Here is a 24,931-nt window from a genome sequence, read left to right on the forward strand (position 1 = left end):
AGGGAGGGGCGGCTTAGCGCGTAATATCCCACCCGCGCGTCTTCCACAATTCAGGCAACTGCGCCAGATCGGTGAAGGTCGTGACTTTTGGATGATCGATCGGCTTGTTGTGCGGATCGGCGCAGAAGTAAAACACCTCCATTCCCGCATCAATCCCCGACTGCGCCCCCGCAGACGAGTCATCCACCAGAATGCAGTTCTCTACGTTAACGTTCATCGCTTTTGCCGCATGGAACATCAGCGCCGGGTCCGGCTTCCAGCGCTGGATATCGTAGCCGCTGAACAGTTTTTCCGGGAAGTGGTGCAGCATCTCAAGCTTGCCCAGCGAGTGCTGCATTTTGCTGACCGGACCGTTGGAGACCACGCAGATCGGCACCGTCATGGCATCCAGCAGCGCGTTTGCGCCCGGAATCACCTCCAGCTCCGAATCGAACAGGCGTGCAACCTCGGCGCGGTACACCGGTTCCAGAGCCGCCTTCTCAAGAACGACGCCGTGTTCTTCGTTAATGATGTCGATGATCTCGTAGAGCTTCACGCCCTTAAAGCGTTTAAACACCTCTTCGAGTTCCAGAGTAATGCCAAATTCCTGGAACATGGTGACATACGCGCGGGAACAAATGACCTCACTGTCGACCAGCGTACCGTCGCAGTCGAAAAATACCGCTTCAATTCCGGACATGCCTTTCCCTTTTAACAAGTTTAACGTTTACGTACGGCAGTTCACCGGGACGCAATCGTTGCCGTATAAGCAAAATCAATGAAAAAAGTATCACGTAACTGCCACTATTGTCGCATTTTGGTATAGGATAGCGACGAATTTTCCCTCCTTGTTCGGAAATTGATGATGAGTCAACAACACACTACCCAGACATCTGGTCAGGGTCTGCTTGAGCGCGTTTTTAAACTGCGCGAGCACGGCACAACGGCACGCACCGAAGTGATCGCTGGTTTCACCACCTTCCTGACGATGGTCTATATCGTTTTTGTGAACCCACAAATTCTGGGCGTTGCTGGCATGGATACCAGCGCCGTCTTTGTAACCACCTGCCTGATCGCCGCCCTTGGCAGCATTCTGATGGGTGTATTCGCTAACCTGCCAGTTGCATTGGCACCGGCGATGGGCCTGAATGCGTTCTTCGCGTTCGTGGTTGTTCAGGCGATGGGTCTGCCTTGGCAGGTGGGCATGGGCGCAATCTTCTGGGGCGCGGTTGGCCTGCTGCTGCTGACCATTTTCCGCGTACGTTACTGGATGATTGCAAACATTCCCGTGAGCCTGCGCGTGGGCATTACCAGCGGTATCGGTCTGTTCATCGGTATGATGGGGCTGAAAAACGCCGGCGTTATCGTGGCGAACCCGGATACGCTGGTGAGCATCGGTCACCTGACCTCGCATAATGTGCTGCTGGGCGTGCTGGGCTTCTTTATCATCGCGATCCTCGCTTCCCGCAATATTCACGCGGCAGTGCTGGTATCCATCGTGGTGACCACGCTGCTGGGCTGGATGCTGGGCGACGTTCACTATAACGGCATCGTTTCCGCGCCACCGAGCGTTTCTACCGTTATTGGTCATGTTGATCTGGCGGGTTCCCTGAACCTGGGCCTGGCGGGCGTGATTTTCTCCTTCATGCTGGTGAACCTGTTCGACTCCTCCGGTACGCTGATCGGCGTGACCGACAAAGCGGGTCTGGCAGATGAGAAAGGCAAATTCCCGCGCATGAAGCAGGCGCTGTTTGTGGACAGTATCTCCTCAGTGACCGGCTCATTTATCGGGACCTCGTCTGTTACCGCTTACATTGAATCCTCTTCCGGCGTGTCCGTGGGCGGCCGTACCGGCCTGACGGCGGTTGTGGTGGGTATTCTGTTCCTGCTGGTGATCTTCCTCTCGCCACTGGCGGGCATGGTGCCTCCGTACGCGGCGGCCGGCGCGCTGATCTATGTGGGTGTGCTGATGACCTCCAGCCTGTCTCGCGTGAAGTGGGATGATTTAACCGAAGCGGTGCCGGCGTTTATTACCGCCGTGATGATGCCGTTCAGCTTCTCGATTACCGAAGGTATCGCGCTGGGCTTTATCTCTTACTGCGTAATGAAGATCGGTACCGGCCGCTTCCGCGATCTCAGCCCTTGCGTCATCATTGTGGCGCTGCTGTTTGTGCTGAAGATTGTGTTCATCGACGCCAAATAAACAGCAAGCCCTTTTCTTCGAAAAGGGCTTTAGTGTTTGTTCCCTCTCCCCGTGGGAGAGGGCCAGGGTGAGGGTATCAGGCCGCGATGATCTTACGCCTTCACCCGCTTAATATAATCCCCGAACGCCGTCAGCTGGCCAGAGAGATGGTCGCGCGTGCTCTGATCCACCACTTCACCCGTTTGCGGGTCGACTTTGTTCTGAATCACACCGCCCATAAATTCCGGCTTGTTCATCACCATCGCATCCAGGAATACCAGGATCTGACGCAGATGATACTGGCAGCGAGCGCCGCCAATCGCGCCCATTGAGCTGGTCTGGATCAGCACAGGTTTGCCTGACAGAGGCTGTTCAGGTAAACGGGACAGCCAGTCGATGGCATTCTTCAGGCCACCCGGAACCGAGTAGTTATATTCCGGCGTGACGATGACCACGCCGTCAGCCTGGCGGATCTGCTCTGCCAGCGCCTCGACGCTCTGCGGGAACCCTTCTTCCTGCTGGACGTCCGCATCATACAGCGGAATATCGCCAATAGACGGCAGGGCGCTAATTTCCATACCTGCCGGTGCCAGCTGTGGCAGCGTGCGGGCAACCATCCCGTTAAATGAACCTTTGCGCAGGCTTCCCAGTAACGTAACTACTTTCAACGTATCAGACATGATTACTCCTGTTTCATCATGATGACCCTGATTGGATCAGCTAAGGGTGAATGCTTTTTCTGTCGGTAAACTGGTTAAACGCATCAGGCGTGCGGCGGGCTCGTTGGCGCGCTCGGGCACATCAGGAAGGCTACGCCATCCCTGTTGACTGTCAAATTCCCAGATTTTCATGCGTTCGATGGCAGGGGTAACCGCAATGGACCAAATGAGCACATCCTCTGCGTCACTGAGTGCCTCCACCAGCGTGGCCTGGGCGGCACGCAGACGTCCGGAGCCAGGCAACAGCTGCAGCAGGCTGGCGTCGTCTGAGGCGCATCCGCAGAGCTTACGAATGCTCTGGCGCAGGGTAATGAGCTGGGCTCGGGCTTCGACAGGATCGTTCTGGTTGCGTACCCACAGCTTCTCATTGCTGGAGAGCGGATAGTCTTCATGTGCATTACCGCCATGGAAGCTGCGCGTTGCGCGCTGAAGTTCCATATCGAGCCCACAATCCCCTTCGGTGGTCAGCGCGACGCCAATGATATTGCCCGCGTAGGCAATCGAAAAACGAGGGAGATCCGGGTCGACAAAGACCGGGCGGCCTTCGGGTTGGGTAATGATGTCCGGCAGCTCGCTGGTGCCGTACAGCATAAACAGCAGTTCTGCGAGAAGTGCTCTGGACGCTAAAAACCGCGTCCTCCGGTGTTCCGGGAGAGCGAGTGCTTCACGGTGACAGACTGAAGAAATTCTTGCCGATACGAGACGTCCTTCCGTAAGTATCCCTCTTGCAAAGTGCGTAGCCATTTTTCGCTCCTTGATAATGGTCGTAATCGGTTAAACGGTTACATGATTATCGCTTAACTTGACTCCTGTTTTAATCAGTAAATGGGAGTAAGAGAAGCCTTGGGACCGAACTTTACATTTTCTTAGGCAAAAATTGGATCGCTCGCACCGTACAGCGCCTTGATGGTTTCCCGCAACCATAGAATTTTCGGATTATGGCTGTTCCGTTTATGCCAGATCAACGTGAAGGGAACGGTGAGCTTTTCAGCCTGCGCTTCGTCAATGGGAATAGGAAGCGCGATCAGCTTCCGCTGGTGGAGTTCATTGTAGTGATGGCAGTAATGCGGAGCCGTGGCTATATAGTTATGACCGGGCTGCGCTGCCATAAACATCGACTGCTCAAAGCCCGGCACGCTCATGGCAATGTTTCTTTCCCGACCCATCTCCTTTAGCACTTCGTCCAGTGCCCAGGTGTCGCTGCGTTCCCAGAAGATGCTGATGTGAGGGTAGCGCAGAAAGGTCTCGAGGTTCCATTCATCCTGTAGCGCGGGGTGATCCTCACGCAGATACACGCACGGACGGTCGCTGAACAGGATCTCATAGTCGATGAACCACGGCATTAGCTTCAGCAATTCACGCGATCGCGGGTGCGTTTCGCGTCCGGTGAATCCCAGATCTACCTCTCCACGCGTAATGGCGTCCAGAGAGTCGTAATCCCAGTGGCGCATTTTCACCGTAGCCTGCGGATAGCGCTGGTTCACCTGCTCCAGTAGAGCATTGAAGCGGATCAGCATCAACGGCGTTTCCGCGGCCAGCACGAACGTCAGCCCGCCCGGAGAATCATGGTGAAATTTATCGAGGATCTGGTTGCCGATTTGCATCCAGTCAGCCAGATCCTGCTCAAGACTCACCGTCAGCGGCGTCGGCAGCAGCCCTAGCGGAGTTTTAACAAACAGCGGGTCTTCGAACCAGTCGCGCAGCTTGGCCAGCGATTTGCTCACCGCAGACGGCGTCACGTTCATCCGCTTTGCCGCTTTGGTGACGCTGCGCTCCTGCAGCAAAAGCTGCAGGCACAGCAACAGGTTAAGATCGAGACTGCTGATGGGCTTCTTCATAGTGCGCCGCGGGCTGGATGACCATAAGTAAGGTAATGCAGAGTATGCTACAGCCAATCAGAACCCCGATCAGCATATTCAGCGCGTTAAGCCCGATGACCGCCGCCAGCCAAATCCACAGCGACGAGCCGCAGACCTGCGCGATCCCCAGTACCGAGCTTGCCACGCCTGCCCGCAGCGAAAATGGGCCAAGCGCCTGGCTCATCGCTACGCCAAAGCCAACCGAGAACCCGGCACAAATCAGCGTAATACCCGCCAGCATGACCGCATGTGAGCTGGTGGTCGCCAGGATCGCGCCGGCGGCGAGGAATAAAACCTGTGAGGTCAGCATCAATGTGCGCTGGCTGAAAACATTTAGCGCAAACGGCGTCGAAAAAGAAACGGCCATACTGACCATCGCGGTTAATGCCATCACCGTTGAATACTGACCGCGATCGAAGCCCATAGTCTCCATCAGCAAAACCGGGGAAACGTTTACATAGGTCAGGATCACCGCCACGCTTAACGTGGTCACGGCCAGACGACTGAGGAAAAAGCGGTTGAGGAGCTTCTCTGCCGGGTGAATGGTTGCGGTATGGCCGGTATTCTGCGAGCCCGGGTGGGTCTCTTTCAGCACGGCAATTGACAGGACAAACACCAGCACGCCCATCGCCGCCATGGTCCAGAACAGGCTCTGCCAGGGGAATTTCAGCATGATGAGATAGCCCACAACCGGGGCCAGCACCGGGATGATGCAGGTAATGCCGTTCAGCATCGACAGCACTTTGGCGCGACGCTGGGCGCTTAAGGTGTCGCGTAAAATGGCAAACGCCACCACGTAGCAACCGCCCGCCCCGATGCCCTGGATAAAGCGCCCGGTCAGAAACACGGTGCTGTTTTGCGCCTGTGAGCATAGAAGGGACGCCAGGGCAAAAACGATGGCACCGGAGATAGCGACAGGCTGACGGCCTGCCTTATCCGCGATCTTCCCCGCAAACACCATCGACGACGCCATCCCCGCGAGGTAGGCCGAAAACGCGATGTGCAGCTGCGCTTCGCTGGCGCCCAGATCGCGGGCGATATGCGGTAATCCCACCAGATACATATCAATGCCTGACGGATAAAGCAGAACTAAAGCGAAACTACAAAACAGAAAACGCGCCATAAACCCCCCATAGATGCAGGCATGCAGGATAGGGGGTGAAAAGGGATTAGGCGAGTTGCCATTTGGACAATGGTGATTTCCCAGGAGGAAATCACCATAGATTAGCGGGAATTATTTACCAATACAAAAGCTTGAGAAGATCCGTCCCAACAAATCGTCCGAGGTAAACTCCCCGGTGATCTCGCTCAGATTCTGCTGCGCCAGACGCAGCTCTTCCGCCAGCAGTTCACCCGCCCACGCGCCGATCAGCTGCGCTTTACCCTGGACAAGGTGGTTAGCCGCCTCTTCCAGCGCCTGCAGGTGACGGCGACGCGCCAGGAAGCCGCCTTCCATGCTGGTATCAAAGCCCATGCTCTGCTTGAGATGGTTACGCAGGTCGTCCACGCCTTCACCGGTACGCGCCGACAGGCGGATTAGTGAGTGACCATTCACATCGCTGATGCCCAGCGTTTCGCCTGTCACGTCTGCCTTATTACGTACCACGGTGATCGGCAGTTTGGCAGGCAGGCGGGCAATAAAGTCCGGCCAGATCTCTGCCGGGTCAACGGCGTCGGTCGTGGTGCCGTCCACCATAAACAGCACGCGGTCGGCCTGCTCGATCTCCTGCCAGGCGCGTTCGATACCGATGCGCTCAACCTCGTCGCTGGCATCGCGCAGACCGGCGGTGTCGATGATGTGCAGCGGCATGCCGTCGATGTGGATATGCTCGCGCAGCACGTCGCGAGTGGTACCGGCAATGTCGGTCACGATTGCCGCTTCACGGCCCGCCAGGGCGTTCAGCAGGCTCGATTTGCCGGCGTTAGGACGTCCGGCAATCACCACCTTCATCCCTTCGCGCAGCAGGCTGCCCTGGCGCGCTTCGGCGCGAACGGCGTCGAGATCGCTCATCACCTGGTTGAGCTGGGCTTCGATTTTACCGTCAGAGAGGAAGTCGATCTCCTCATCAGGGAAGTCGATAGCCGCTTCCACGTAGATGCGCAGGTGAGTAAGTGCTTCCACAAGGTGATTCACACGCGCGGAGAATGCCCCCTGCAGCGAGTTCAGGGCGGAGCGGGCCGCCTGTTCAGAACTGGCGTCGATCAGGTCAGCAATGGCCTCAGCCTGCGCCAGGTCGAGCTTGTCGTTGAGGAAGGCACGTTCGGAGAACTCGCCCGGCTTGGCAATGCGCAGGCCCGGCAGGGTCAGGATACGTTTTAACAGCAGGTCGAGGATAACCGGGCCGCCGTGGCCTTGAAGCTCGAGCACGTCTTCGCCGGTGAAGGAGTTAGGGCCGGGGAACCACAGCGCAATGCCCTGGTCCAGCGGCGTGCCGTCGGTATCTTTAAACGGCAGGTAATCAGCGTAGCGCGGCTTTGGCAGTTTACCCAGCACCGCTTCGGCCACCTCGCGCGCCTTCAGGCCGGAGATGCGCAGAATGCCTACACCACCGCGTCCCGGTGGGGTTGCCTGGGCGACGATAGTGTCGTTATGGCTCATGGTTGGTCTCGTTCAATACAAATAAAAAAGGCGGTCAATCGACCGCCCTTATTTTAGCGTTAACTTACCGAATCAGGACTTTTTCTTTTCGCGGCTATGCAGGCCACGTTTTTCCAGACCACGGTAAATCAGCTGCTGCTGGATGATGGTCACCAGGTTGCTGACGATATAGTACAGCACCAGACCTGACGGGAACCACAGGAAGAACACGGTGAAGATGACCGGCATAAAGGTCATGATCTTCTGCTGCATCGGGTCGGTCACGGTGGTCGGCGACATCTTCTGGATGAAGAACATCGTCACGCCCATCAGGATCGGCAGGATGTAGTACGGGTCCTGTGCGGACAGGTCATGGATCCACAGGGCGAACGGCGCGTGGCGCAGCTCAACGGAACCCATCAGCATGTAATACAGCGCAAGGAAGATTGGCATCTGAATCAGCAGCGGGAAGCAGCCGCCCAGTGGGTTCACTTTCTCTGCTTTGTACAGGGCCATCATTTCCTGGCTCTGGCGCTGTTTGTCATCGCCCAGACGCTCACGCATTGCCTGAATCTTCGGCTGCAGCATGCGCATCTTCGCCATGGAGGTGTACTGCGCTTTAGTCAGCGGGTACATGATGCCACGAACGATGAAGGTGATAACGATGATGGAGAAGCCCCAGTTACCCAGGAAGCTGTGGATGAACTTCAGCAGCTTAAACAGCGGCTGAGAGATGAACCACAACCAACCGTAATCCACGGTCAGATCCAGGTGCGGCGCAACAGCGGCCATTTTGTCCTGAATTTCCGGGCCGACCCACAGGGTGCTTGCTAGCTTACCGGTTTGACCCGGCTGTACCAGAACCGGCTGAGATTTGTAGCCGATGGCTGCAATACCGTTGCCCAGGTTCGCGGTATAGAAGTTGTTGGTACCGTCGTTATTTGGCACCCACGCAGTGGCGAAATACTGCTGCAGCATTGCCACCCAACCGCCTTTAGCGCTGACGTTCAGGTTTTCGTTATCGGCAATGGTGTCGAATTTGTATTTCTCATACTTCGCGTCTGGCGTGGAGTACGCCGCGCCACGGAAGGTATGCAGCGCAAAGTTGCTGCTTCCGGTGTCACGGTGAGACGGCAGATTGATGGACTGCTTCAGCTGGCCAAAGGTGGACAGTTCCAGCGGTTTCGCACTGGTGTTCTGTACGCTGTAGCCCACGTTCACCGCATACTCACCGCGTTTCAGGGTGAAGGTTTTGGTGAAGGTGTTGCCTGCGGCGTCGGTATAGGTCATCGGGATAACGAGTTCGTTCTGGCCATCAGCCAGCACAAAGGTGTCATTCTCGACGGTATACAGTGGACGCGCACCGTTAGCCGGGTTATCCGGGCCATCACGACCGGTCAGGCCGCTCTGCGCCTGGTAGATAAACTCAGGCGTGGTTTCCAGTAACTGGAACGGTTCGTTAGACTTCAGCTCTTTCGGGTAGGTCAACAGCAGCGCCTGCTCAACATCACCACCACGGGTGTTGATTGTCAGCTCAAGCACATCGGTCTTAACCGTAATCTGTTTCCCCTGGCCACTGGCCGGTACGCCCTGGTCGGCGGCGCTACCCGCTGCGGTGGTCGTAGTCTGCGTGGTCTGCTGCTGGGGTTGAGGATTTTTATCCTGCTCCCATGCCTGCCAGATCATGAAAGACACGAACAACAAAGCGATGATAAGAAGATTGCGTTGCGAATCCATCGTTAGTGTTCTCTGGTATCAAAGGGTCCTGGAGGGACGGGGTCGTCTCCACCGGGGTGTAAAGGGTGGCATTTTAATACGCGTTTCACCGTCAACCAACTGCCTTTTATCACTCCAAACCTGCGCAATGCCTCAATTCCGTAGCTTGAGCATGTTGGTGTGAAACGGCAGTGCGGCCCGAGTAGCGGACTAATCAGGCGTTGATAGACCCGAATGAGGGCTATCAGGACCCGTGAGCCAGGCGACAGTGGCGGCGCCATAATTTTTCCAACGCTTCCGAGAGAGCACGGTTATCGAGGTCGGCAACCCCCTTTTTAGCCACCACCACGAAATCCATTGAAGGCAGTTCGTGCTGACGTAAACGGAAGCTTTCACGCGTCAGACGTTTAATCCGATTGCGTTCATGCGCACGCTTAACATTTTTCTTGGCGACTGTGAGACCGATGCGGGGATGCCCCAGCGAATTTTGGCGGCCGAGGATGGTGATTTGCGGCGTGCCAGCCCGTAGTGGCTGCTGGAAGACGAAAGTGAAATGAGCGGGAGTTAACAAACGTAACTCCCTGGGAAATGCTAGCTTAACCACTCAGGGGTTAGCTTTATTACTTGGAAACGGTCAGACGAGCGCGGCCTTTAGCACGACGACGTGCCAGAACCTGACGACCATTTTTAGTAGCCATACGAGCACGGAAGCCGTGAGAACGGTTGCGCTTCAGTACAGACGGTTGAAAAGTGCGTTTCATGGCGATTTCTACCTAAACTTGAATAAATTCACTGACTTTTGCGTATACCCGAACGAGTTTCGAACGACTAACGCCTCAGCGTGGGTGATTAAAGAGGCCGGATTGTAATAATTGTACACTCCGGAGTCAATTCTCTTTCCTTATTTCCCGCGTATTTCCGCACGTTTTCGCGTGGAAAATGAGCAACGGACGACGCAGGAAGATGAGCATCACGCGCCGGGTCGAGGATTATACGGGCTCACCGACAAAGCGCAAGGATCGTCCCGGATCTTCGTTAGATCATTTAAGCAATAAATTGTCTGTGCTCATTAATTTTTCCAATATGCGGACTAAATCGCGGGGCACTCGCGCCAGGATCGTTTACACTTACCCGGTTCTGGATCTTCCTGTGGATAAATCGGGAAGAATCTGTGAGAAACAGAAGATCTCTGGCTCAGTTTAGGCTATGATCCGCGGTCCCGATCGGGATCCCAGGATCCTGGTCAGGATAAATTGCAGATAGCAATTCGCACGTCCCCCTTTACACAGGGTCATGTCGATGTGCGCCAACAATCATGAATATTCAATAGTTTTCTTTTATTGTTCGAGTGGAGTCCGCCGTGTCACTTTCGCTTTGGCAGCAGTGTCTTGCCCGATTGCAGGATGAGTTACCAGCCACAGAATTCAGTATGTGGATCCGCCCGTTGCAGGCGGAACTGAGCGATAACACGCTGGCTTTGTATGCGCCAAACCGTTTTGTGCTCGATTGGGTAAGGGACAAGTACCTTAATAACATCAATGGACTGCTGAACGATTTCTGTGGGTCAGATGCCCCGCAGCTGCGCTTTGAAGTGGGCACAAAGCCGGTCACCCAAACCGTACGTGAAACCGTGAACGTCGCAGCGCCTGCTCAGGCCGCTCCTGCTCCGGCCCCTCGCGTCGCACCCGCTCGTCAGGGCTGGGATAATGTCCCTGCACCGGCTGAGCCAACCTACCGCTCTAACGTTAACGTGAAACACACGTTCGATAACTTCGTTGAAGGTAAATCGAACCAGCTGGCGCGCGCGGCGGCTCGTCAGGTTGCTGATAATCCCGGTGGAGCCTACAACCCGCTGTTCCTTTATGGCGGCACGGGTCTGGGTAAAACGCACCTGCTGCATGCGGTGGGCAACGGCATCATGGCGCGCAAGCCCAATGCCAAAGTGGTGTATATGCACTCCGAACGCTTCGTTCAGGACATGGTAAAAGCCCTGCAAAACAATGCGATCGAAGAGTTTAAACGCTACTATCGTTCCGTTGACGCGCTGCTGATCGATGACATCCAGTTCTTTGCCAATAAAGAACGATCGCAGGAAGAGTTTTTCCACACCTTCAATGCCCTGCTGGAAGGCAATCAGCAGATCATTTTGACCTCGGATCGTTACCCAAAAGAGATCAACGGCGTTGAAGATCGTCTGAAATCCCGCTTCGGCTGGGGCCTGACCGTGGCGATCGAGCCACCGGAGCTGGAAACCCGCGTCGCGATCCTGATGAAGAAAGCCGATGAAAATGACATTCGCCTGCCGGGTGAAGTGGCGTTCTTCATTGCCAAGCGTCTGCGCTCCAACGTCCGTGAGCTGGAGGGGGCACTGAACCGCGTTATCGCCAATGCCAACTTCACCGGTCGTGCGATCACCATCGATTTTGTGCGTGAAGCGCTGCGCGATTTGCTGGCATTGCAGGAAAAACTGGTCACTATCGACAATATTCAAAAGACGGTGGCTGAGTACTACAAGATCAAAGTGGCAGATTTACTGTCTAAACGTCGTTCCCGCTCGGTGGCGCGTCCGCGTCAGATGGCGATGGCGCTGGCAAAGGAGTTAACCAACCACAGTCTGCCGGAAATCGGGGATGCGTTTGGTGGCCGTGACCATACGACCGTACTGCACGCTTGTCGCAAGATTGAGCAGTTACGCGAAGAAAGCCACGACATAAAAGAAGATTTTTCCAATCTAATCAGAACATTATCATCGTGACGCTATGAAATTTACCGTTGAACGTGAACATTTATTAAAACCGCTGCAACAGGTGAGTGGCCCATTAGGCGGTCGCCCAACGCTGCCTATTCTCGGAAACCTGCTGCTTCAGGTCGCGGACGGTACGCTGTCGCTGACCGGTACAGATCTGGAAATGGAAATGATCGCGCGCGTTACGCTGACGCAGCCGCACGACGCGGGCGCGACCACGGTTCCGGCACGTAAATTCTTTGATATCTGCCGCGGGCTGCCGGAAGGCGCTGAAATCGCCGTGCAGCTGGAAGGCGACCGTATGCTGGTGCGTTCTGGCCGCAGCCGTTTCTCGCTCTCCACGCTGCCAGCAGCGGACTTCCCGAACCTGGACGACTGGCAGAGCGAAGTTGAATTCACCCTGCCTCAGGCGACGATGAAGCGTCTGATTGAAGCCACGCAGTTTTCCATGGCGCATCAGGACGTTCGTTACTACTTAAACGGCATGCTGTTCGAAACCGAAGGTGAAGAGCTGCGTACCGTGGCAACCGACGGCCACCGTCTGGCGGTCTGTTCTATGCCGATTGGCGACTCACTGCCAAACCATTCGGTGATCGTGCCGCGTAAAGGGGTGATTGAGCTGATGCGTATGCTCGACGGTGGCGACACGCCGCTGCGCGTGCAGATCGGCAGCAACAACATCCGTGCACACGTGGGTGATTTTGTCTTCACGTCTAAGCTGGTTGACGGTCGTTTCCCGGATTATCGCCGCGTATTGCCGAAGAATCCGGACAAAACGCTGGAAGCAGGCTGCGACAGCCTCAAGCAGGCCTTTGCCCGTGCCGCCATCCTCTCTAACGAGAAATTCCGCGGCGTGCGCCTGTACGTGAGTGAAAACCAGATCAAAATCACCGCTAACAACCCGGAGCAGGAAGAGGCAGAAGAGATTCTGGACGTCACCTACGCCGGGGCTGAGATGGAAATCGGCTTTAACGTCAGCTACGTACTGGATGTGCTGAATGCGCTGAAATGCGAAAACGTGCGCATTCTGCTGACCGACTCCGTTTCAAGCGTACAGATTGAAGATGCCGCATCACAGTCGGCTGCCTATGTTGTCATGCCAATGAGACTGTAATGTCGCTCACCCGTCTGTTGATCCGCGACTTTCGCAATATCGAAAGCGCGGATCTCGCTTTATCCCCTGGCTTTAACTTCCTGGTTGGCGCAAACGGCAGCGGCAAAACCAGCGTGCTTGAGGCCATCTATACGCTCGGCCACGGTCGGGCGTTTCGCAGTTTGCAGATTGGTCGCGTTATTCGCCACGAGCAGGAATCCTTTGTTCTGCACGGGCGTTTGCAGGGTACGGAGCGGGAGACCGCCATCGGCCTGACCAAAGACAAGCAGGGCGACAGCAAGGTGCGCATCGACGGCACTGACGGCCATAAAGTGGCGGAGCTTGCGCTGCTGATGCCGATGCAGCTGATAACGCCCGAGGGGTTTACTTTACTCAACGGCGGCCCCAAATACAGAAGAGCGTTCCTCGACTGGGGATGCTTTCACAACGAAGCCGGATTCTTTAACGCCTGGAGCAACCTGAAGCGTCTGCTCAAGCAGCGTAACGCCGCGCTGCGCCAGGTGACGCGCTACCCCCAGCTGCGTCCGTGGGACATGGAGTTAATCCCTCTCGCGGAACAGATCAGCCGCTGGCGTGCCGAATACAGCGCTGGTATCGCCGAAGACATGGCCGACACCTGCAAACAGTTTTTACCTGAATTCTCTCTCACCTTCTCCTTCCAGCGCGGCTGGGAAAAAGAGACGGACTATGCCGAGGTGTTAGAGAGAAACTTCGAGCGCGACCGCATGTTGACCTATACCGCGCACGGCCCGCACAAGGCGGATTTCCGCATTCGTGCTGACGGTGCGCCGGTGGAAGACACGCTGTCGCGCGGGCAGCTCAAGCTCCTGATGTGTGCGCTGCGCCTGGCACAGGGAGAGTTTCTCACCCGCGAGAGCGGAAGACGCTGCCTGTACCTGATAGATGATTTTGCCTCGGAACTTGACGACGCGCGGCGCGGGCTGCTTGCCAGCCGCTTAAAAGCCACGCAGTCGCAGGTTTTCGTTAGCGCGATAAGCGCTGAACACGTTATAGACATGTCGGACGAAAATTCGAAGATGTTTACCGTGGAAAAGGGTAAAATAACGGATTAACCCAAGTTGAAATGAGCGAGAAACGTTGATGTCGAATTCTTATGACTCCTCCAGTATCAAAGTCCTGAAAGGGCTGGATGCGGTGCGTAAGCGCCCGGGTATGTATATCGGCGACACGGATGACGGCACCGGTCTGCACCACATGGTATTCGAGGTGGTAGATAACGCTATCGACGAAGCGCTCGCGGGTCACTGTAAAGACATCGTGGTCACCATCCATGCGGACAACTCCGTCTCCGTCACCGATGACGGTCGTGGCATCCCAACCGGTATTCACCCGGAAGAGGGCGTCTCTGCAGCGGAAGTGATCATGACCGTCCTGCACGCAGGCGGTAAGTTCGACGATAACTCCTATAAAGTTTCCGGCGGCCTGCACGGCGTAGGTGTTTCGGTAGTAAACGCCCTGTCGCAGAAGCTGGAGCTGGTTATCCAGCGCGAAGGCAAAATCCACCGTCAGCTTTATACGCACGGCGTGCCGCAGGCACCGCTGGCCGTTACGGGCGACACCGACAAAACCGGTACCATGGTGCGTTTCTGGCCGAGCCTCGAAACCTTCACCAACGTCACCGAGTTCGAGTACGACATCCTGGCGAAACGCCTGCGTGAACTGTCGTTCCTGAACTCCGGCGTCTCGATTCGCCTGCGCGACAAGCGTGATAACAAAGAAGACCACTTCCACTACGAAGGCGGTATCAAGGCGTTCGTTGAGTATCTGAACAAGAACAAAACGCCTATTCACCCGAATATCTTCTACTTCTCCACCGAAAAAGACGGTATCGGCGTGGAAGTGGCGCTGCAGTGGAACGATGGTTTCCAGGAAAACATCTACTGCTTTACCAACAACATTCCACAGCGTGACGGTGGTACTCACCTTGCCGGCTTCCGTGCGGCGATGACCCGTACCCTGAACGCCTACATGGACAAAGAAGGCTACAGCAAGAAAGCGAAAGTCAGCGCCACCGGTGACGATGCCCGTGAAGGCCTGATTGCCGTGGTTTCCGTGAAGGTGCCGGATCCGAAGTTCTCCTCACAGACCAAAGATAAGCTGGTCTCTTCTGAGGTGAAATCGGCGGTTGAGCAGCAGATGAACGAACTGCTGAGCGAATACCTGCTGGAAAACCCGTCCGACGCGAAAATCGTGGTGGGCAAAATTATCGATGCGGCGCGTGCCCGTGAAGCGGCGCGTAAAGCGCGTGAAATGACCCGTCGTAAAGGCGCGCTGGACCTGGCAGGCCTGCCGGGCAAACTTGCTGACTGTCAGGAACGCGACCCGGCATTGTCCGAACTGTACCTCGTGGAAGGGGACTCCGCGGGCGGCTCTGCGAAGCAGGGCCGTAACCGTAAGAACCAGGCTATCCTGCCGCTGAAGGGTAAAATCCTCAACGTTGAGAAGGCGCGCTTCGACAAGATGCTCTCTTCACAGGAAGTGGCGACCCTCATCACCGCGCTGGGCTGCGGCATTGGCCGTGACGAGTACAACCCGGACAAACTGCGCTACCACAGCATCATCATCATGACCGATGCGGACGTCGACGGCTCGCACATTCGTACGCTGCTGTTGACCTTCTTCTATCGTCAGATGCCTGAAATCGTTGAGCGTGGCCACGTCTACATTGCACAGCCGCCGCTGTACAAGGTGAAAAAAGGCAAGCAGGAACAGTACATTAAAGACGACGAAGCGATGGATCAGTACCAAATCGCGATCGCCCTTGATGGTGCGACCCTGCACGCGAACTCGCACGCCCCTGCACTGGCCGGTGAGCCGCTGGAGCGTCTGGTATCCGAGTTCAACGCCACACAGAAAATGATCACGCGTATGGAACGCCGTTATCCGAAAACGCTGCTGAAGGAACTGGTTTATCAGCCAACCCTGACCGAAGCCGATCTGAGCGACGAGCAGACCGTCACCCGCTGGGTGAACGCCCTGGTGACCGATCTGAACGAAAAAGAGCAGCACGGCAGCCAGTGGAAATGCGATGTTCAGCAGAATGCCGATCAGCAGTTCGAGCCGATCGTTCGCGTGCGTACCCACGGCGTCGACACCGACTACCCGCTGGAGCACGAATTTGTGACCGGTCCGGAATACCGTCGTATCTGCACGCTCGGCGAGAAGCTGCGCGGCCTGATCGAAGACGATGCGTTCATCGAACGTGGCGAACGTCGTCAGCCGGTAGCCAGCTTCGAGCAGGCGCTGGACTGGCTGGTGAAAGAGTCCCGTCGCGGCCTCGCGATCCAGCGCTATAAAGGTCTGGGCGAAATGAACCCGGAGCAGCTGTGGGAAACCACCATGGATCCGGAAAGCCGCCGCATGCTGCGCGTTACCGTTAAGGACGCGATTGCTGCAGACCAGCTGTTCACCACCCTGATGGGCGATGCGGTTGAACCACGTCGTGCCTTCATCGAAGAGAACGCCCTGAAAGCGGCAAATATCGATATTTAATCGACGTGATACCGCACGATAACTGGCCGCGCGTTTAGCGCGGCTTTTTTGTGGGCGCAGGCATATCCAGCGACATCACGGAAGGTAAACGGCTCGCCAGCGTATCGATCGCAATTCTTACCCTTAGCGGCAGATGCGGCGTCTGCTGCCACACGGCATGAACGTTGAAATGCACATCCGGTGCCTGCTTCAGGAGCGGGACGAGTTTACCCTGATGGATTTCTTTAACGACCATCCAGCAGGGCAGCCATGCAATGCCGTGTCCGGCCAGCGCAGCGTCGCAGATCGCCTGCAAATCATCCATATTGAGTGATGACCGGGGTGTAAAGGTGTGCGACGTTCCTTCGTTATCCATCAGCTGCCAGGACAACACTCTGCCTGCGCTCAAATAGTTGATGGCCGTATGCTGGGATAAATCATTAACGCTTTGTGGCTGGCCTTTCTTCAGCAGATACTCCGGCGTGGCGCACAGCACCATGCGGTGTTCTCCCAGCTTTCTGGCGACCAGCACGCTGCTGTCCTGAAGCGTGCCGTTACGCACCGCCATATCAAACCCTTCCTCCACCAGATCCACCACGCGGTCGCTGAACGACATTTCAAGCTCAAGCCCGGGGTGTTCCTGCGCCAGTTCAATCAACAGCGGCGCGACGCACTGGCGGCCAAAGAGTACCGGCATGGCAACGCGCAGGCGGCCGCTGACCTGCTGTTTCCCCGTTTCAAGCAGCGACTCTGCGCCCCGAATCTCCTCCAGCGCGCGCAGGCAGCGTTCATAAAAAAGGGCGCCGTTATCGGTCAGCCTCTGGCTGCGGGTGGTGCGCTGAAAGAGCCGTACTCCCAGGCGTTCCTCAAGGCGAGCAATGCTTTTTCCCACCGCCGAGCGCGACAGGTGCAGGCGAACTGCGGCCTGTGCAAAGCTTCCTGCCTCCACGGCAGCGACAAAAACAGGAATATCTTTCAGCGTATCGGTCATGGATTGTATCCATTCAGGCATCAATAAAGAGAAAACTTATCGCCACTGGTGACGAAGAGTCAACGCTAGACTGTCGGTACTGAAGCTTATTTGATCGCAGGAGAGAAAAATGACAGAGACAATGCAACGCTGGACGATGAACGCCCTCGGGCGCGAGAGCCTCACACTCACTCAGGAGCCCATTCCACAGCCAGGCCCGGGTGAAGTACGCGTGCGGGTGAATGCCGTTGCGCTCAACTATCGCGATAAAATGGTGATTGAAGGCACGATGCCGATTCCGCTCTCCTTCCCGTTTACCCCGGCGTCTGACATGGCGGGCGTCGTAGACAGCGTTGGTGAAGGCGTCACGCGTTTCCAGCCTGGCGCTCGCGTTATCTCAACCTTTTTCCCGGAGTGGATCGACGGTAAACCGCAGGCGGACGCGCGCAATTTGCCCTATAGAACGTCCGGCGGATACTTCCAGGGAATGCTGGCCGAATATGTGATTGTGAAGGAAGACGCGCTGGCGGTATCGCCGGAAACCCTGGATGACGCAGAGGCCAGCACCTTACCCTGTGCAGGGCTTACCGCCTGGTTCGCGCTGGTGGAACGCGGCCAGCTGCGCGCCGGGCAATCGGTGCTGGTACAGGGGACGGGCGGCGTGGCGATTTTCGCCCTGCAAATTGCCAAAGCGCACGGCGCAGAGGTCATTGTTACGTCCGGGAGCGATGAAAAGCTGGCGCTGGCCAAAACGCTGGGGGCCAGCCAGGGCATCAACCGCCTGAAAGGCGACTGGGCTGAAGAGGCGCTGGCGCTGACTCAGGATCGCGGCATTGACCATATTATTGAAACCGTGGGGGGCGAGAACCTGAAGCATTCCCTGCGCGCCGTTGCCGTTCATGGACGCATATCGGTCATTGGCGTGCTGGCCGGAACTGACATTTCACTCTCTGCTGGCGAACTGTTGCTGAAATCTCCCGTCATTCAGGGGATCGGCGTAGGACACCGCAGGGCGCTGGAAGATTTCGTTCGCGCTGTTGACGTCACGGGACTGAAGCCGGTGATTGAGCATCGCTACCGCTTTAACGAGCTTGAACAGGCACTTGAACATCTGGATCGCGGCGCGTTTGGTAAAATCGTTCTCACCCGCGAGTAAGCCTTTGTTCCCCGGGATAAACGTAAAAGGGGTGTTCCTGTTGCGCAATGTAGCTCTATTTTTGTGTGTTTAATCGCGTTAGCATGAGGCAGCACTCATTTATTCCGGGGAACTCATGGCTATCAAACTCATTGCAATCGATATGGACGGCACGCTGCTGTTGCCGGACCACACCATCTCTCCAGCTGTTAAAAACGCGATCGCCGCGGCGCGCGCAAAGGGCGTGAATGTGGTTCTGACCACGGGGCGTCCGTATGCTGGCGTGCACAGCTACCTGAAAGAGCTGCACATGAATCAGCCGGGTGATTACTGCATCACCTATAACGGCGCGCTGGTGCAGAAAGCCGCAGATGGCAGTACGGTTGCGCAAACCGCGCTGAACTATGACGACTACCGGTTCCTGGAAAAACTGTCCCGTGAGGTGGGTTCCCACTTCCACGCCCTCGATCGCAATACGCTTTACACCGCCAACCGTGATATCAGCTACTACACGGTACATGAATCCTACGTTGCGACCATTCCGCTGGTGTTCTGTGAAGCCGAGAAAATGGATCCGGCGACCCAGTTCCTGAAAGTGATGATGATCGACGAGCCGGAGATCCTGGATAAGGCGATTGCACGCATTCCGGCCGAGGTGAAAGAGAAATACACCGTGCTGAAAAGTGCGCCGTACTTCCTCGAAATACTCGATAAACGCGTCAATAAAGGCACCGGCGTTAAATCGCTGGCTGACGCGCTGGGCATTAAGCCGGATGAAATCATGGCTCTGGGCGATCAGGAAAACGACATCGCGATGATTGAATACGCGGGCATGGGCGTGGCGATGGAAAACGCTATTCCGTCGGTGAAAGAAGTGGCTAATTTTGTCACCAAATCCAACCTGGAAGACGGCGTTGCCTACGCGATTGAGAAGTTTGTGCTGAACTAAACACCCGCTTGCTATACCCTGATGCGATAACTGTGCATCAGGGTATCCTCATGAAACAAATCACCTTCGCTTCCCGCAACCACCAGCTGACCAACATCAATACCTGGACGCCGGACAGCCAGTGGCTGGTCTATGACGTGCGCCCGTCAGGTGCGTCGTTCACCGGTGAAACCATCGAGCGGGTCAACGTCGGCACGGGTGAGGTGGAGGTGGTTTATCGCGCCACTGACGGCGCGCACGTCGGCGTGGTGACCGTTCATCCCACGCAGGAAAAATACGTGTTTATCCACGGTCCGAAAAACCCGGATGCAGACTGGCACTACGATTTTCATCATCGTCAGGGGGTGATTGCGCATCACGGCCAGTTGAGCAACCTGGACGCGATGGATATCACTTCGCCGTACACTCCTGGCGCGCTGCGCGGCGGAAGCCACGTCCATGTCTTCAGCCCGAACGGCCTGCTCGTCAGCTTTACCTATAACGACCACGTGCTCCACGAGCGCGATCCTAAACTTGATTTACGCAACGTCGGCGTGGCGGCGCCTTTCGGTCCGGTAAACCCGCAGGGGAACCATCCCCGTGAATACCCGGGCGCTTACTGGAGCGTGCTGGTCAGCCGCACGACGCCCAATCCGCAGCCGGGCAGCGACGAGATTAACCGCGCTTACGAAGAGGGCTGGGTGGGCAACGACAGGCTGGCGTTTATCGGCGATACCCTGTCTGCAACCGGCGAGAAAGTGCCTGAACTTTTTATTGTTAATCTGCCCGAAGACGAGCAGGGCTGGAAGCGTGCGGGCGATGCGCCGCTACAGGGCACGACGGATACCCTGCCAGCGCCGCCAGCGGGAGTAGAACAGCGTCGTTTAACCTTTACGCATCAGAGGGCGTATCCGGGTCTGGTAAACGTGCCGCGTCACTGGGTTCGCAGTAATCCGCAGGGGACACAGATTGCGTTTCTGATGCGGGATGATAACGGCATTGTGCAGCTGTGGCTGATCTCGCCGGAGGGCGGCGAGCCGCGCCAGTTGACGCGAAACGGAAGCGATATCCAGTCTGCATTTAACTGGCATCCTTCCGGCGATCGTTTGGGGTTTGTGCTCGAAAATAGGATCGCGTGCTGCGACGCACAGACCGGAGAGGTGACGTTTTTGACGTCCGATCACGGCAATCCGCCATCTGCTGATGCGGTCGTGTTTTCTCCGGACGGGCGCGTTATTGCATGGATGGAAGAGACAGCCGGTTTCCGTCAGCTTTGGGTAACGGAAACCGCGCAGCGCTAGCGTGGAGGCATGTCAGCGGGCGGGATGACGGCGTTTGTCGCCAGATTCTCCTGCTCGCTTTTTTCTACCCGTGAGCGTACGGAGTTGTCCTTACGAAACATATCCCACGGCAGCAGAAGCGTATCCGCCACGGCCGTAAACGGCATATCGAGGATTACCAGGGATTTTGTGCCCCAGTTTGTATCGTCATCGGAGAGCATCGTCGCGCTGGCTCGCGTCCCCGGATATGTTCCTTCTTTACCGCCGGTGTGAGACATCACGCTCGAACACCCGCAAAGTAAAACAACCCCGCTGAACGTCGTCAGCTTTATCAGAACATTTTTCATCATCACTCAGTCATCGTTAATGGCACTGCATAGACCTTCAACTCAGGGTTATAGCGAGCCTTATCCAAAATGGATAGCCCGATAACCCCGCACTGTGGCAGCCATCGCAATTTAACCCTTTGTGCTGTTGTCCCAGTCTAAGCGAGATGCAGGAAAGTGCAAAAAAAAGTGCAGGTGTCGTTCTTGAAAAGGCCGATTGCAGACCCATTTTAATGATGTGGCCCGATAACGAACTCGCCTGATGGGTGTTCGGGGGCGCAAAGGCCTGTCCATGGTGGAAGGCTTCAACTTCTCGCTGATTTCAGGAGTTTTATTTATGCGTAACTTCGATCTTTCTCCGCTATACCGTTCTGCAATTGGTTTTGACCGTCTGTTTAACCATTTAGAAAATAACCAAAGCCAGAGCAACGGCTACCCTCCATACAATGTTGAGCTGGTCGACGAAAACCACTACCGCATCGCCATTGCCGTCGCCGGTTTTGCAGAAAACGAACTGGAGATCACCGCGCAGGACAACCTGCTGGTGGTGAAAGGTTCCCATACGGCCGAGCAGAAAGAACGTACCTACCTTTATCAGGGCATCGCCGAGCGCAACTTTGAACGCAAGTTCCAGTTAGCCGAGAACATTCACGTGAAAGGCGCGAACCTGGTCAACGGCCTGCTGTTTATCGAACTGGAACGTGTGATTCCGGAAGAGAAAAAACCGCGTCGTATCGAAATTAACTAATTATGCGGGTCGCGCGAGCGGCCCACCCGGACTTGCTTGCCGTAACGGGAGCATATGCGAATCCACCTGGATTTGCAGGAACAACTGCGCACAAAAAATTGTGCCGAACTCGCTTCTCAGAAGGAGATTTAGTATGCGTAACTACGATTTATCCCCCTTGCTTCGTCAGTGGATTGGTTTTGACAAACTGGCTAACGCCCTGCAAAACACCGCTGAGCAACAGACTTTTCCGCCTTACAACATCGAAAAAAGCGACGATAACCACTATCGCATCACCCTGGCGCTGGCCGGTTTCCGCCAGGAGGATCTGGATATCCAGCTCGAAGGCACGCGTCTGACCGTGAAAGGTACGCCGGAGAAACAAGAGACCGAAACCAAATGGCTGCATCAGGGGCTGGTTAATCAGCCGTTTAGCCTGAGCTTTACTCTGGCAGACCATATGGACGTCTCCGGCGCAACGTTTACCAACGGGCTGCTGCATATCGACCTGACCCGTAACGTGCCGGAAGCCATCGCGCCACAGCGTATCGCCATTAGCGACCGGCCGGCGTTAAACAGTTAACAGTGTGCGGGCTGGTGCCCTCACCCCGACCCTCTCCCACAGGGAGAGGATGAAAAGATAAAGCCCTGCCACGGCAGGGCTTTTTTGTGCGCCATCGCCCATACAACCGCCCACGGCTCTGAGAGAATCCTTAGCATAACTAAGGTTATGCCAAGGAAGTGGATCATGAGTGATATCGCGTTAACCGTAAGCGTGTTGGCCCTGGTCGCTGTTGTTGGCCTGTGGATAGGGAATATCAAAATCCGCGGCGTCGGGTTTGGGATAGGCGGGGTACTGTTTGGCGGCATTTTTGTCGGGCACTTTGCCGACAAGCTCGGGCTGGTGCTGAGCGCCGAAATGCTCCACTTTACCCAGGAGTTCGGCCTGATCCTCTTCGTTTACACCATCGGTATTCAGGTGGGACCGGGGTTTTTCGCCTCACTTCGGGTCTCCGGATTACGGCTCAACCTGTTTGCCCTCGGCATTGTGATAATGGGCGGGCTGGTCACAGCGATTCTGCACAAAATCTTCGATATCCCGCTCCCCGTAGTGCTGGGCATTTTCTCCGGGGCGGTCACCAACACGCCTGCGCTCGGCGCGGGGCAGCAGATCCTTCGCGATTTGGGTATCGAACCCGGCATTGTCGACCAGATGGGGATGAGCTACGCCATGGCCTATCCGTTTGGCATTTGCGGCATTCTGCTCTCCATGTGGCTGGTCCGCGTCCTGTTTCGCATTAACGTCGACAAAGAGGCGAAGGACCATGAAACCACGCTCACCAACGGCCATATGCCGATCAAAACCATCAATATTCGGGTCGATAACCCTAATCTGAATAATATGGCGATTCAGGACGTGCCGATCCTGAACAGCGCCAATATCATCTGCTCCCGCCTTAAGCGCGACGATATGCTGATGGTCCCCGCACCCGGCACCGTCATTCAGCAAGGCGATCTGCTGCACCTTGTCGGTCAGCCCGGGGATTTAAATAACGCGCGGCTGGTGATTGGTCAGGAAGTGGATACCTCGCTCTCAACCCGCGGCACCGATATGCGGGTGGAGCGCGTGGTGGTAACAAACGAGCATGTTCTCGGCAAGAAAATACGCGATCTGCAGGTAAAAGAGCGCTATGACGTGGTGATCTCCCGCCTCAACCGTGCGGGTGTCGAGCTGGTCGCCAGCCCGGAGGCCAGCCTGCAGTTCGGGGATATCCTCAACCTGGTCGGTCGCCCCTCGTCCATTGACGCCGTGGCGGATATGGTGGGCAACGCCCAGCAGAAACTGCAGCAGGTGCAGATGCTGCCGGTGTTTATCGGTATCGGGCTCGGCGTGCTGCTCGGTTCTATCCCTGTGTACGTGCCGGGCTTCCCGGTGGCGCTCAAGCTGGGTCTGGCGGGCGGGCCGCTGATTATGGCGTTGATCCTCGGGCGTATCGGCTGCATCGGCAAGCTCTACTGGTTTATGCCGCCAAGCGCTAACCTGGCGCTGCGCGAGCTGGGCATCGTGCTGTTCCTTGCGGTGGTCGGGCTGAAGTCCGGCGGGGATTTCGTCGACACCCTGAACAAGGGCGAAGGGATGAGCTGGGTCGGTTACGGCATCTTTATCACGGCGATTCCTTTGCTGACGGTGGGCATACTGGCGCGGATGTTCGCCAAAATGAACTACCTGACGCTGTGCGGCATGCTGGCGGGTTCCATGACCGATCCGCCCGCGCTGGCCTTTGCCAACAACCTGCACGCCACCAGCGGCGCGGCAGCGCTCTCCTATGCCACCGTCTACCCGCTGGTGATGTTCCTGCGCATCATCACTCCACAGCTACTGGCGGTGCTGTTCTGGGGGATGAGCTAGTAAATCTTCCTGGTGGATGCGCCGCAAATGGTAGTCCACCTGGTAATCGCTGGTATTTCGGAACATCACGGAATAATTAAGGAACTCGCCGCTGTCGCTGTAGGAAAGCGAGGTGATACGCAGCAGCGGCGTCTGTTCCGGCAGGTTCATATAACCGGCCAGCTGTTTATCGGCCAGCACGGGCGTCAGGCTCTCGTAGTTGCCGCTGATGGTGATCCCGCACTCCTTCTCGATGTAATCAAACTTTGACCCTTCAAGATGCGCCAGCGACAGGTTGCGAAACAGCTTCACCGGCATAAAGCTGTCCTCCAGCATCAGCGGTTTTCCGTCCACGTAGCGCACCCGTCTGGAAAAGTAGATCCGCTCATCCACCTGAATCCGCAGCTGGCTGGCGATGGCGGGCGGGGCGGGCATCACTTCGAACTGTAAGACCTTACTCTGCACCTCTTTTCCCTGCTGACGCAACACCTCCACCAGCCCGGTCAGGTTGGTGGTTTCGTGGTGAACGTCTTTGCGCGACACAAACGTTCCGCTACCGTGCCGCCGTTCAACCAGCCCCCAGCTCACCAGCAGATCCAGCGCCTTGCGGATGGTCATTCGCGCCACGCCAAATTCCTGCGCCAGCGCTTTCTCGCCCGGCAGCGGGCTGCCGATGTTGTAGTCAGACGAATTCAGCCGCAGCCGCAATCTGTCAGCAATGGATTTGTAGATCACCAGTAGACCTCTCTGCCCTTATCAGGGCGTGGATGGCGTCCTGACATGTCCATATT

General features: G+C 56.3%; 24 protein-coding genes and 1 other annotated feature. Of the genes, 11 read left to right on the forward strand and 13 right to left on the reverse strand.

Annotated elements, in window-relative coordinates; all coding sequences use genetic code 11:
* Nucleotides 1-13: 13 nt before the first annotated feature.
* A complete protein-coding gene (gene yieH, locus USH94_RS13100; protein ID WP_111964236.1) occupies nucleotides 14-679 on the reverse strand; it encodes a 6-phosphogluconate phosphatase in 666 nt (221 codons plus the stop codon).
* A 165-nt stretch (nucleotides 680-844) separates the two neighbouring features.
* Between yieH and adeP the strand changes: the two genes are divergently transcribed.
* A complete protein-coding gene (gene adeP / locus USH94_RS13105; RefSeq protein ID WP_146749030.1) occupies nucleotides 845-2,182 on the forward strand; it encodes an adenine permease AdeP in 1,338 nt (445 codons plus the stop codon).
* A gap of 92 nt (nucleotides 2,183-2,274) precedes the next feature.
* Here adeP and USH94_RS13110 read toward each other — a convergent pair whose 3' ends face one another.
* The 9 genes from USH94_RS13110 to rpmH all read right to left on the reverse strand — a co-directional run bounded on the left by USH94_RS13110 (nucleotide 2,275) and on the right by rpmH (nucleotide 9,794).
* Nucleotides 2,275-2,841: an NADPH-dependent FMN reductase gene (locus USH94_RS13110; RefSeq protein ID WP_014833835.1), complete on the reverse strand. Its 567-nt coding sequence runs from the start codon at nucleotides 2,839-2,841 to the stop codon at nucleotides 2,275-2,277.
* A 36-nt stretch (nucleotides 2,842-2,877) separates the two neighbouring features.
* Nucleotides 2,878-3,624, reverse strand: a complete 747-nt coding sequence (locus USH94_RS13115) for a 4'-phosphopantetheinyl transferase family protein (protein WP_111964238.1) — start codon at nucleotides 3,622-3,624, stop codon at nucleotides 2,878-2,880.
* A gap of 122 nt (nucleotides 3,625-3,746) precedes the next feature.
* Complete coding sequence (gene yidZ / locus USH94_RS13120; RefSeq protein ID WP_111964239.1) at nucleotides 3,747-4,718, reverse strand: HTH-type transcriptional regulator YidZ; 972 nt, start codon at nucleotides 4,716-4,718, stop codon at nucleotides 3,747-3,749.
* A complete protein-coding gene (locus USH94_RS13125) occupies nucleotides 4,687-5,862 on the reverse strand; it encodes an MFS transporter (protein WP_111964240.1) in 1,176 nt (391 codons plus the stop codon). Before USH94_RS13125 ends, yidZ begins: the two co-directional genes overlap by 32 nt.
* 111 nt (nucleotides 5,863-5,973) lie before the next feature.
* A complete protein-coding gene (gene mnmE, locus USH94_RS13130; protein ID WP_032644252.1) occupies nucleotides 5,974-7,338 on the reverse strand; it encodes a tRNA uridine-5-carboxymethylaminomethyl(34) synthesis GTPase MnmE in 1,365 nt (454 codons plus the stop codon).
* A 72-nt stretch (nucleotides 7,339-7,410) separates the two neighbouring features.
* The gene (gene yidC, locus USH94_RS13135) at nucleotides 7,411-9,054 is read right to left on the reverse strand and encodes a membrane protein insertase YidC (protein WP_111964241.1); all 1,644 of its coding nucleotides are present in this window, start codon (nucleotides 9,052-9,054) and stop codon (nucleotides 7,411-7,413) included.
* Between the two features lie 2 nt (nucleotides 9,055-9,056).
* On the reverse strand, nucleotides 9,057-9,314 hold the full coding sequence (gene yidD / locus USH94_RS13140) for a membrane protein insertion efficiency factor YidD (protein ID WP_001307474.1): 258 nt from the start codon (nucleotides 9,312-9,314) through the stop codon (nucleotides 9,057-9,059).
* Nucleotides 9,278-9,637 (reverse strand): ribonuclease P protein component, encoded by a 360-nt coding sequence (gene rnpA / locus USH94_RS13145; RefSeq protein WP_032640303.1) that lies wholly within the window; start codon nucleotides 9,635-9,637, stop codon nucleotides 9,278-9,280. Before rnpA ends, yidD begins: the two co-directional genes overlap by 37 nt.
* 16 nt (nucleotides 9,638-9,653) lie before the next feature.
* A complete protein-coding gene (gene rpmH / locus USH94_RS13150; protein WP_000831330.1) occupies nucleotides 9,654-9,794 on the reverse strand; it encodes a 50S ribosomal protein L34 in 141 nt (46 codons plus the stop codon).
* A 599-nt stretch (nucleotides 9,795-10,393) separates the two neighbouring features.
* Here rpmH and dnaA point away from each other — a divergent pair.
* Genes dnaA through gyrB form a run of 4 tightly spaced genes read left to right on the forward strand, consistent with a single transcriptional unit; the run spans nucleotide 10,394 to nucleotide 16,406 of the window.
* Nucleotides 10,394-11,788: a chromosomal replication initiator protein DnaA gene (dnaA, locus tag USH94_RS13155; protein WP_010426558.1), complete on the forward strand. Its 1,395-nt coding sequence runs from the start codon at nucleotides 10,394-10,396 to the stop codon at nucleotides 11,786-11,788.
* A 4-nt stretch (nucleotides 11,789-11,792) separates the two neighbouring features.
* Entirely contained in the window at nucleotides 11,793-12,893 is a 1,101-nt protein-coding gene (dnaN, locus tag USH94_RS13160; RefSeq protein WP_008500170.1) for a DNA polymerase III subunit beta, read from the forward strand.
* The gene (gene recF, locus USH94_RS13165) at nucleotides 12,893-13,966 is read left to right on the forward strand and encodes a DNA replication/repair protein RecF (protein WP_111964242.1); all 1,074 of its coding nucleotides are present in this window, start codon (nucleotides 12,893-12,895) and stop codon (nucleotides 13,964-13,966) included. Before dnaN ends, recF begins: the two co-directional genes overlap by 1 nt.
* Before the next feature lie 28 nt (nucleotides 13,967-13,994).
* Nucleotides 13,995-16,406, forward strand: a complete 2,412-nt coding sequence (gene gyrB, locus USH94_RS13170; RefSeq protein ID WP_111964243.1) for a DNA topoisomerase (ATP-hydrolyzing) subunit B — start codon at nucleotides 13,995-13,997, stop codon at nucleotides 16,404-16,406.
* Nucleotides 16,407-16,440: 34 nt separating this feature from the next.
* Here the strand turns inward: gyrB and USH94_RS13175 are convergent, their stop codons facing one another.
* Nucleotides 16,441-17,376, reverse strand: a complete 936-nt coding sequence (locus USH94_RS13175) for a LysR family transcriptional regulator (protein WP_111964244.1) — start codon at nucleotides 17,374-17,376, stop codon at nucleotides 16,441-16,443.
* 109 nt (nucleotides 17,377-17,485) lie between these two features.
* Here USH94_RS13175 and USH94_RS13180 point away from each other — a divergent pair, with 109 nt between their 5' ends.
* The 3 genes from USH94_RS13180 to USH94_RS13190 all read left to right on the forward strand — a co-directional run bounded on the left by USH94_RS13180 (nucleotide 17,486) and on the right by USH94_RS13190 (nucleotide 20,719).
* A complete protein-coding gene (locus USH94_RS13180) occupies nucleotides 17,486-18,511 on the forward strand; it encodes a zinc-dependent alcohol dehydrogenase family protein (RefSeq protein ID WP_111964245.1) in 1,026 nt (341 codons plus the stop codon).
* Between the two features lie 115 nt (nucleotides 18,512-18,626).
* Entirely contained in the window at nucleotides 18,627-19,439 is an 813-nt protein-coding gene (yidA, locus tag USH94_RS13185; protein WP_111964246.1) for a sugar-phosphatase, read from the forward strand.
* Between the two features lie 50 nt (nucleotides 19,440-19,489).
* The gene (locus tag USH94_RS13190) at nucleotides 19,490-20,719 is read left to right on the forward strand and encodes a DUF3748 domain-containing protein (RefSeq protein ID WP_111964247.1); all 1,230 of its coding nucleotides are present in this window, start codon (nucleotides 19,490-19,492) and stop codon (nucleotides 20,717-20,719) included.
* Here the strand turns inward: USH94_RS13190 and USH94_RS13195 are convergent.
* A complete protein-coding gene (locus USH94_RS13195; RefSeq protein WP_096150942.1) occupies nucleotides 20,716-21,048 on the reverse strand; it encodes a YceK/YidQ family lipoprotein in 333 nt (110 codons plus the stop codon). The two genes, USH94_RS13190 and USH94_RS13195, sit on opposite strands and share 4 nt — an antisense overlap.
* Before the next feature lie 248 nt (nucleotides 21,049-21,296).
* Nucleotides 21,297-21,368, forward strand: a sequence feature (ROSE (Repression Of Heat Shock gene Expression) occurs in the 5'-region of heat shock genes and acts as an RNA thermometer to modulate expression.).
* On the opposite strand from USH94_RS13195, the gene ibpA reads away from it, so the two are divergent.
* From ibpA to USH94_RS13210, 3 genes are all read left to right on the forward strand, one after another.
* Nucleotides 21,362-21,772: a small heat shock chaperone IbpA gene (gene ibpA, locus USH94_RS13200; RefSeq protein WP_008500162.1), complete on the forward strand. Its 411-nt coding sequence runs from the start codon at nucleotides 21,362-21,364 to the stop codon at nucleotides 21,770-21,772. It overlaps the preceding feature by 7 nt.
* Before the next feature lie 133 nt (nucleotides 21,773-21,905).
* A complete protein-coding gene (ibpB, locus tag USH94_RS13205; protein ID WP_008500161.1) occupies nucleotides 21,906-22,334 on the forward strand; it encodes a small heat shock chaperone IbpB in 429 nt (142 codons plus the stop codon).
* A gap of 165 nt (nucleotides 22,335-22,499) precedes the next feature.
* The gene (locus USH94_RS13210; protein WP_111964248.1) at nucleotides 22,500-24,161 is read left to right on the forward strand and encodes a putative transporter; all 1,662 of its coding nucleotides are present in this window, start codon (nucleotides 22,500-22,502) and stop codon (nucleotides 24,159-24,161) included.
* Here USH94_RS13210 and USH94_RS13215 read toward each other — a convergent pair.
* On the reverse strand, nucleotides 24,129-24,875 hold the full coding sequence (locus tag USH94_RS13215; RefSeq protein ID WP_111964249.1) for a GntR family transcriptional regulator: 747 nt from the start codon (nucleotides 24,873-24,875) through the stop codon (nucleotides 24,129-24,131). The two genes, USH94_RS13210 and USH94_RS13215, sit on opposite strands and share 33 nt — an antisense overlap.
* Nucleotides 24,876-24,931 lie beyond the last annotated feature (56 nt).

Source organism: Enterobacter sp. 148H3 (assembly GCF_034107425.1).
In the GTDB taxonomy this organism is placed as follows: Bacteria; Pseudomonadota; Gammaproteobacteria; order Enterobacterales; family Enterobacteriaceae; genus Enterobacter; species Enterobacter vonholyi.

Bases quoted from the DNA above. Each gene is read 5' to 3' on its own strand.
- yieH (WP_111964236.1), bottom strand. From the start codon at position 679: ATGTCCGGAATTGAAGCGGTATTTTTCGACTGCGACGGTACGCTGGTC.
- adeP (WP_146749030.1), top strand. From the start codon at position 845: ATGAGTCAACAACACACTACCCAGACATCTGGTCAGGGTCTGCTTGAG.
- USH94_RS13110 (WP_014833835.1), bottom strand. From the start codon at position 2,841: ATGTCTGATACGTTGAAAGTAGTTACGTTACTGGGAAGCCTGCGCAAA.
- USH94_RS13115 (WP_111964238.1), bottom strand. From the start codon at position 3,624: ATGGCTACGCACTTTGCAAGAGGGATACTTACGGAAGGACGTCTCGTA.
- yidZ (WP_111964239.1), bottom strand. From the start codon at position 4,718: ATGAAGAAGCCCATCAGCAGTCTCGATCTTAACCTGTTGCTGTGCCTG.
- USH94_RS13125 (WP_111964240.1), bottom strand. From the start codon at position 5,862: ATGGCGCGTTTTCTGTTTTGTAGTTTCGCTTTAGTTCTGCTTTATCCG.
- mnmE (WP_032644252.1), bottom strand. From the start codon at position 7,338: ATGAGCCATAACGACACTATCGTCGCCCAGGCAACCCCACCGGGACGC.
- yidC (WP_111964241.1), bottom strand. From the start codon at position 9,054: ATGGATTCGCAACGCAATCTTCTTATCATCGCTTTGTTGTTCGTGTCT.
- yidD (WP_001307474.1), bottom strand. From the start codon at position 9,314: ATGGCGCCGCCACTGTCGCCTGGCTCACGGGTCCTGATAGCCCTCATT.
- rpmH (WP_000831330.1), bottom strand. From the start codon at position 9,794: ATGAAACGCACTTTTCAACCGTCTGTACTGAAGCGCAACCGTTCTCAC.
- dnaN (WP_008500170.1), top strand. From the start codon at position 11,793: ATGAAATTTACCGTTGAACGTGAACATTTATTAAAACCGCTGCAACAG.
- recF (WP_111964242.1), top strand. From the start codon at position 12,893: ATGTCGCTCACCCGTCTGTTGATCCGCGACTTTCGCAATATCGAAAGC.
- gyrB (WP_111964243.1), top strand. From the start codon at position 13,995: ATGTCGAATTCTTATGACTCCTCCAGTATCAAAGTCCTGAAAGGGCTG.
- USH94_RS13175 (WP_111964244.1), bottom strand. From the start codon at position 17,376: ATGACCGATACGCTGAAAGATATTCCTGTTTTTGTCGCTGCCGTGGAG.
- USH94_RS13180 (WP_111964245.1), top strand. From the start codon at position 17,486: ATGACAGAGACAATGCAACGCTGGACGATGAACGCCCTCGGGCGCGAG.
- yidA (WP_111964246.1), top strand. From the start codon at position 18,627: ATGGCTATCAAACTCATTGCAATCGATATGGACGGCACGCTGCTGTTG.
- USH94_RS13190 (WP_111964247.1), top strand. From the start codon at position 19,490: ATGAAACAAATCACCTTCGCTTCCCGCAACCACCAGCTGACCAACATC.
- USH94_RS13195 (WP_096150942.1), bottom strand. From the start codon at position 21,048: ATGATGAAAAATGTTCTGATAAAGCTGACGACGTTCAGCGGGGTTGTT.
- ibpA (WP_008500162.1), top strand. From the start codon at position 21,362: ATGCGTAACTTCGATCTTTCTCCGCTATACCGTTCTGCAATTGGTTTT.
- ibpB (WP_008500161.1), top strand. From the start codon at position 21,906: ATGCGTAACTACGATTTATCCCCCTTGCTTCGTCAGTGGATTGGTTTT.
- USH94_RS13210 (WP_111964248.1), top strand. From the start codon at position 22,500: ATGAGTGATATCGCGTTAACCGTAAGCGTGTTGGCCCTGGTCGCTGTT.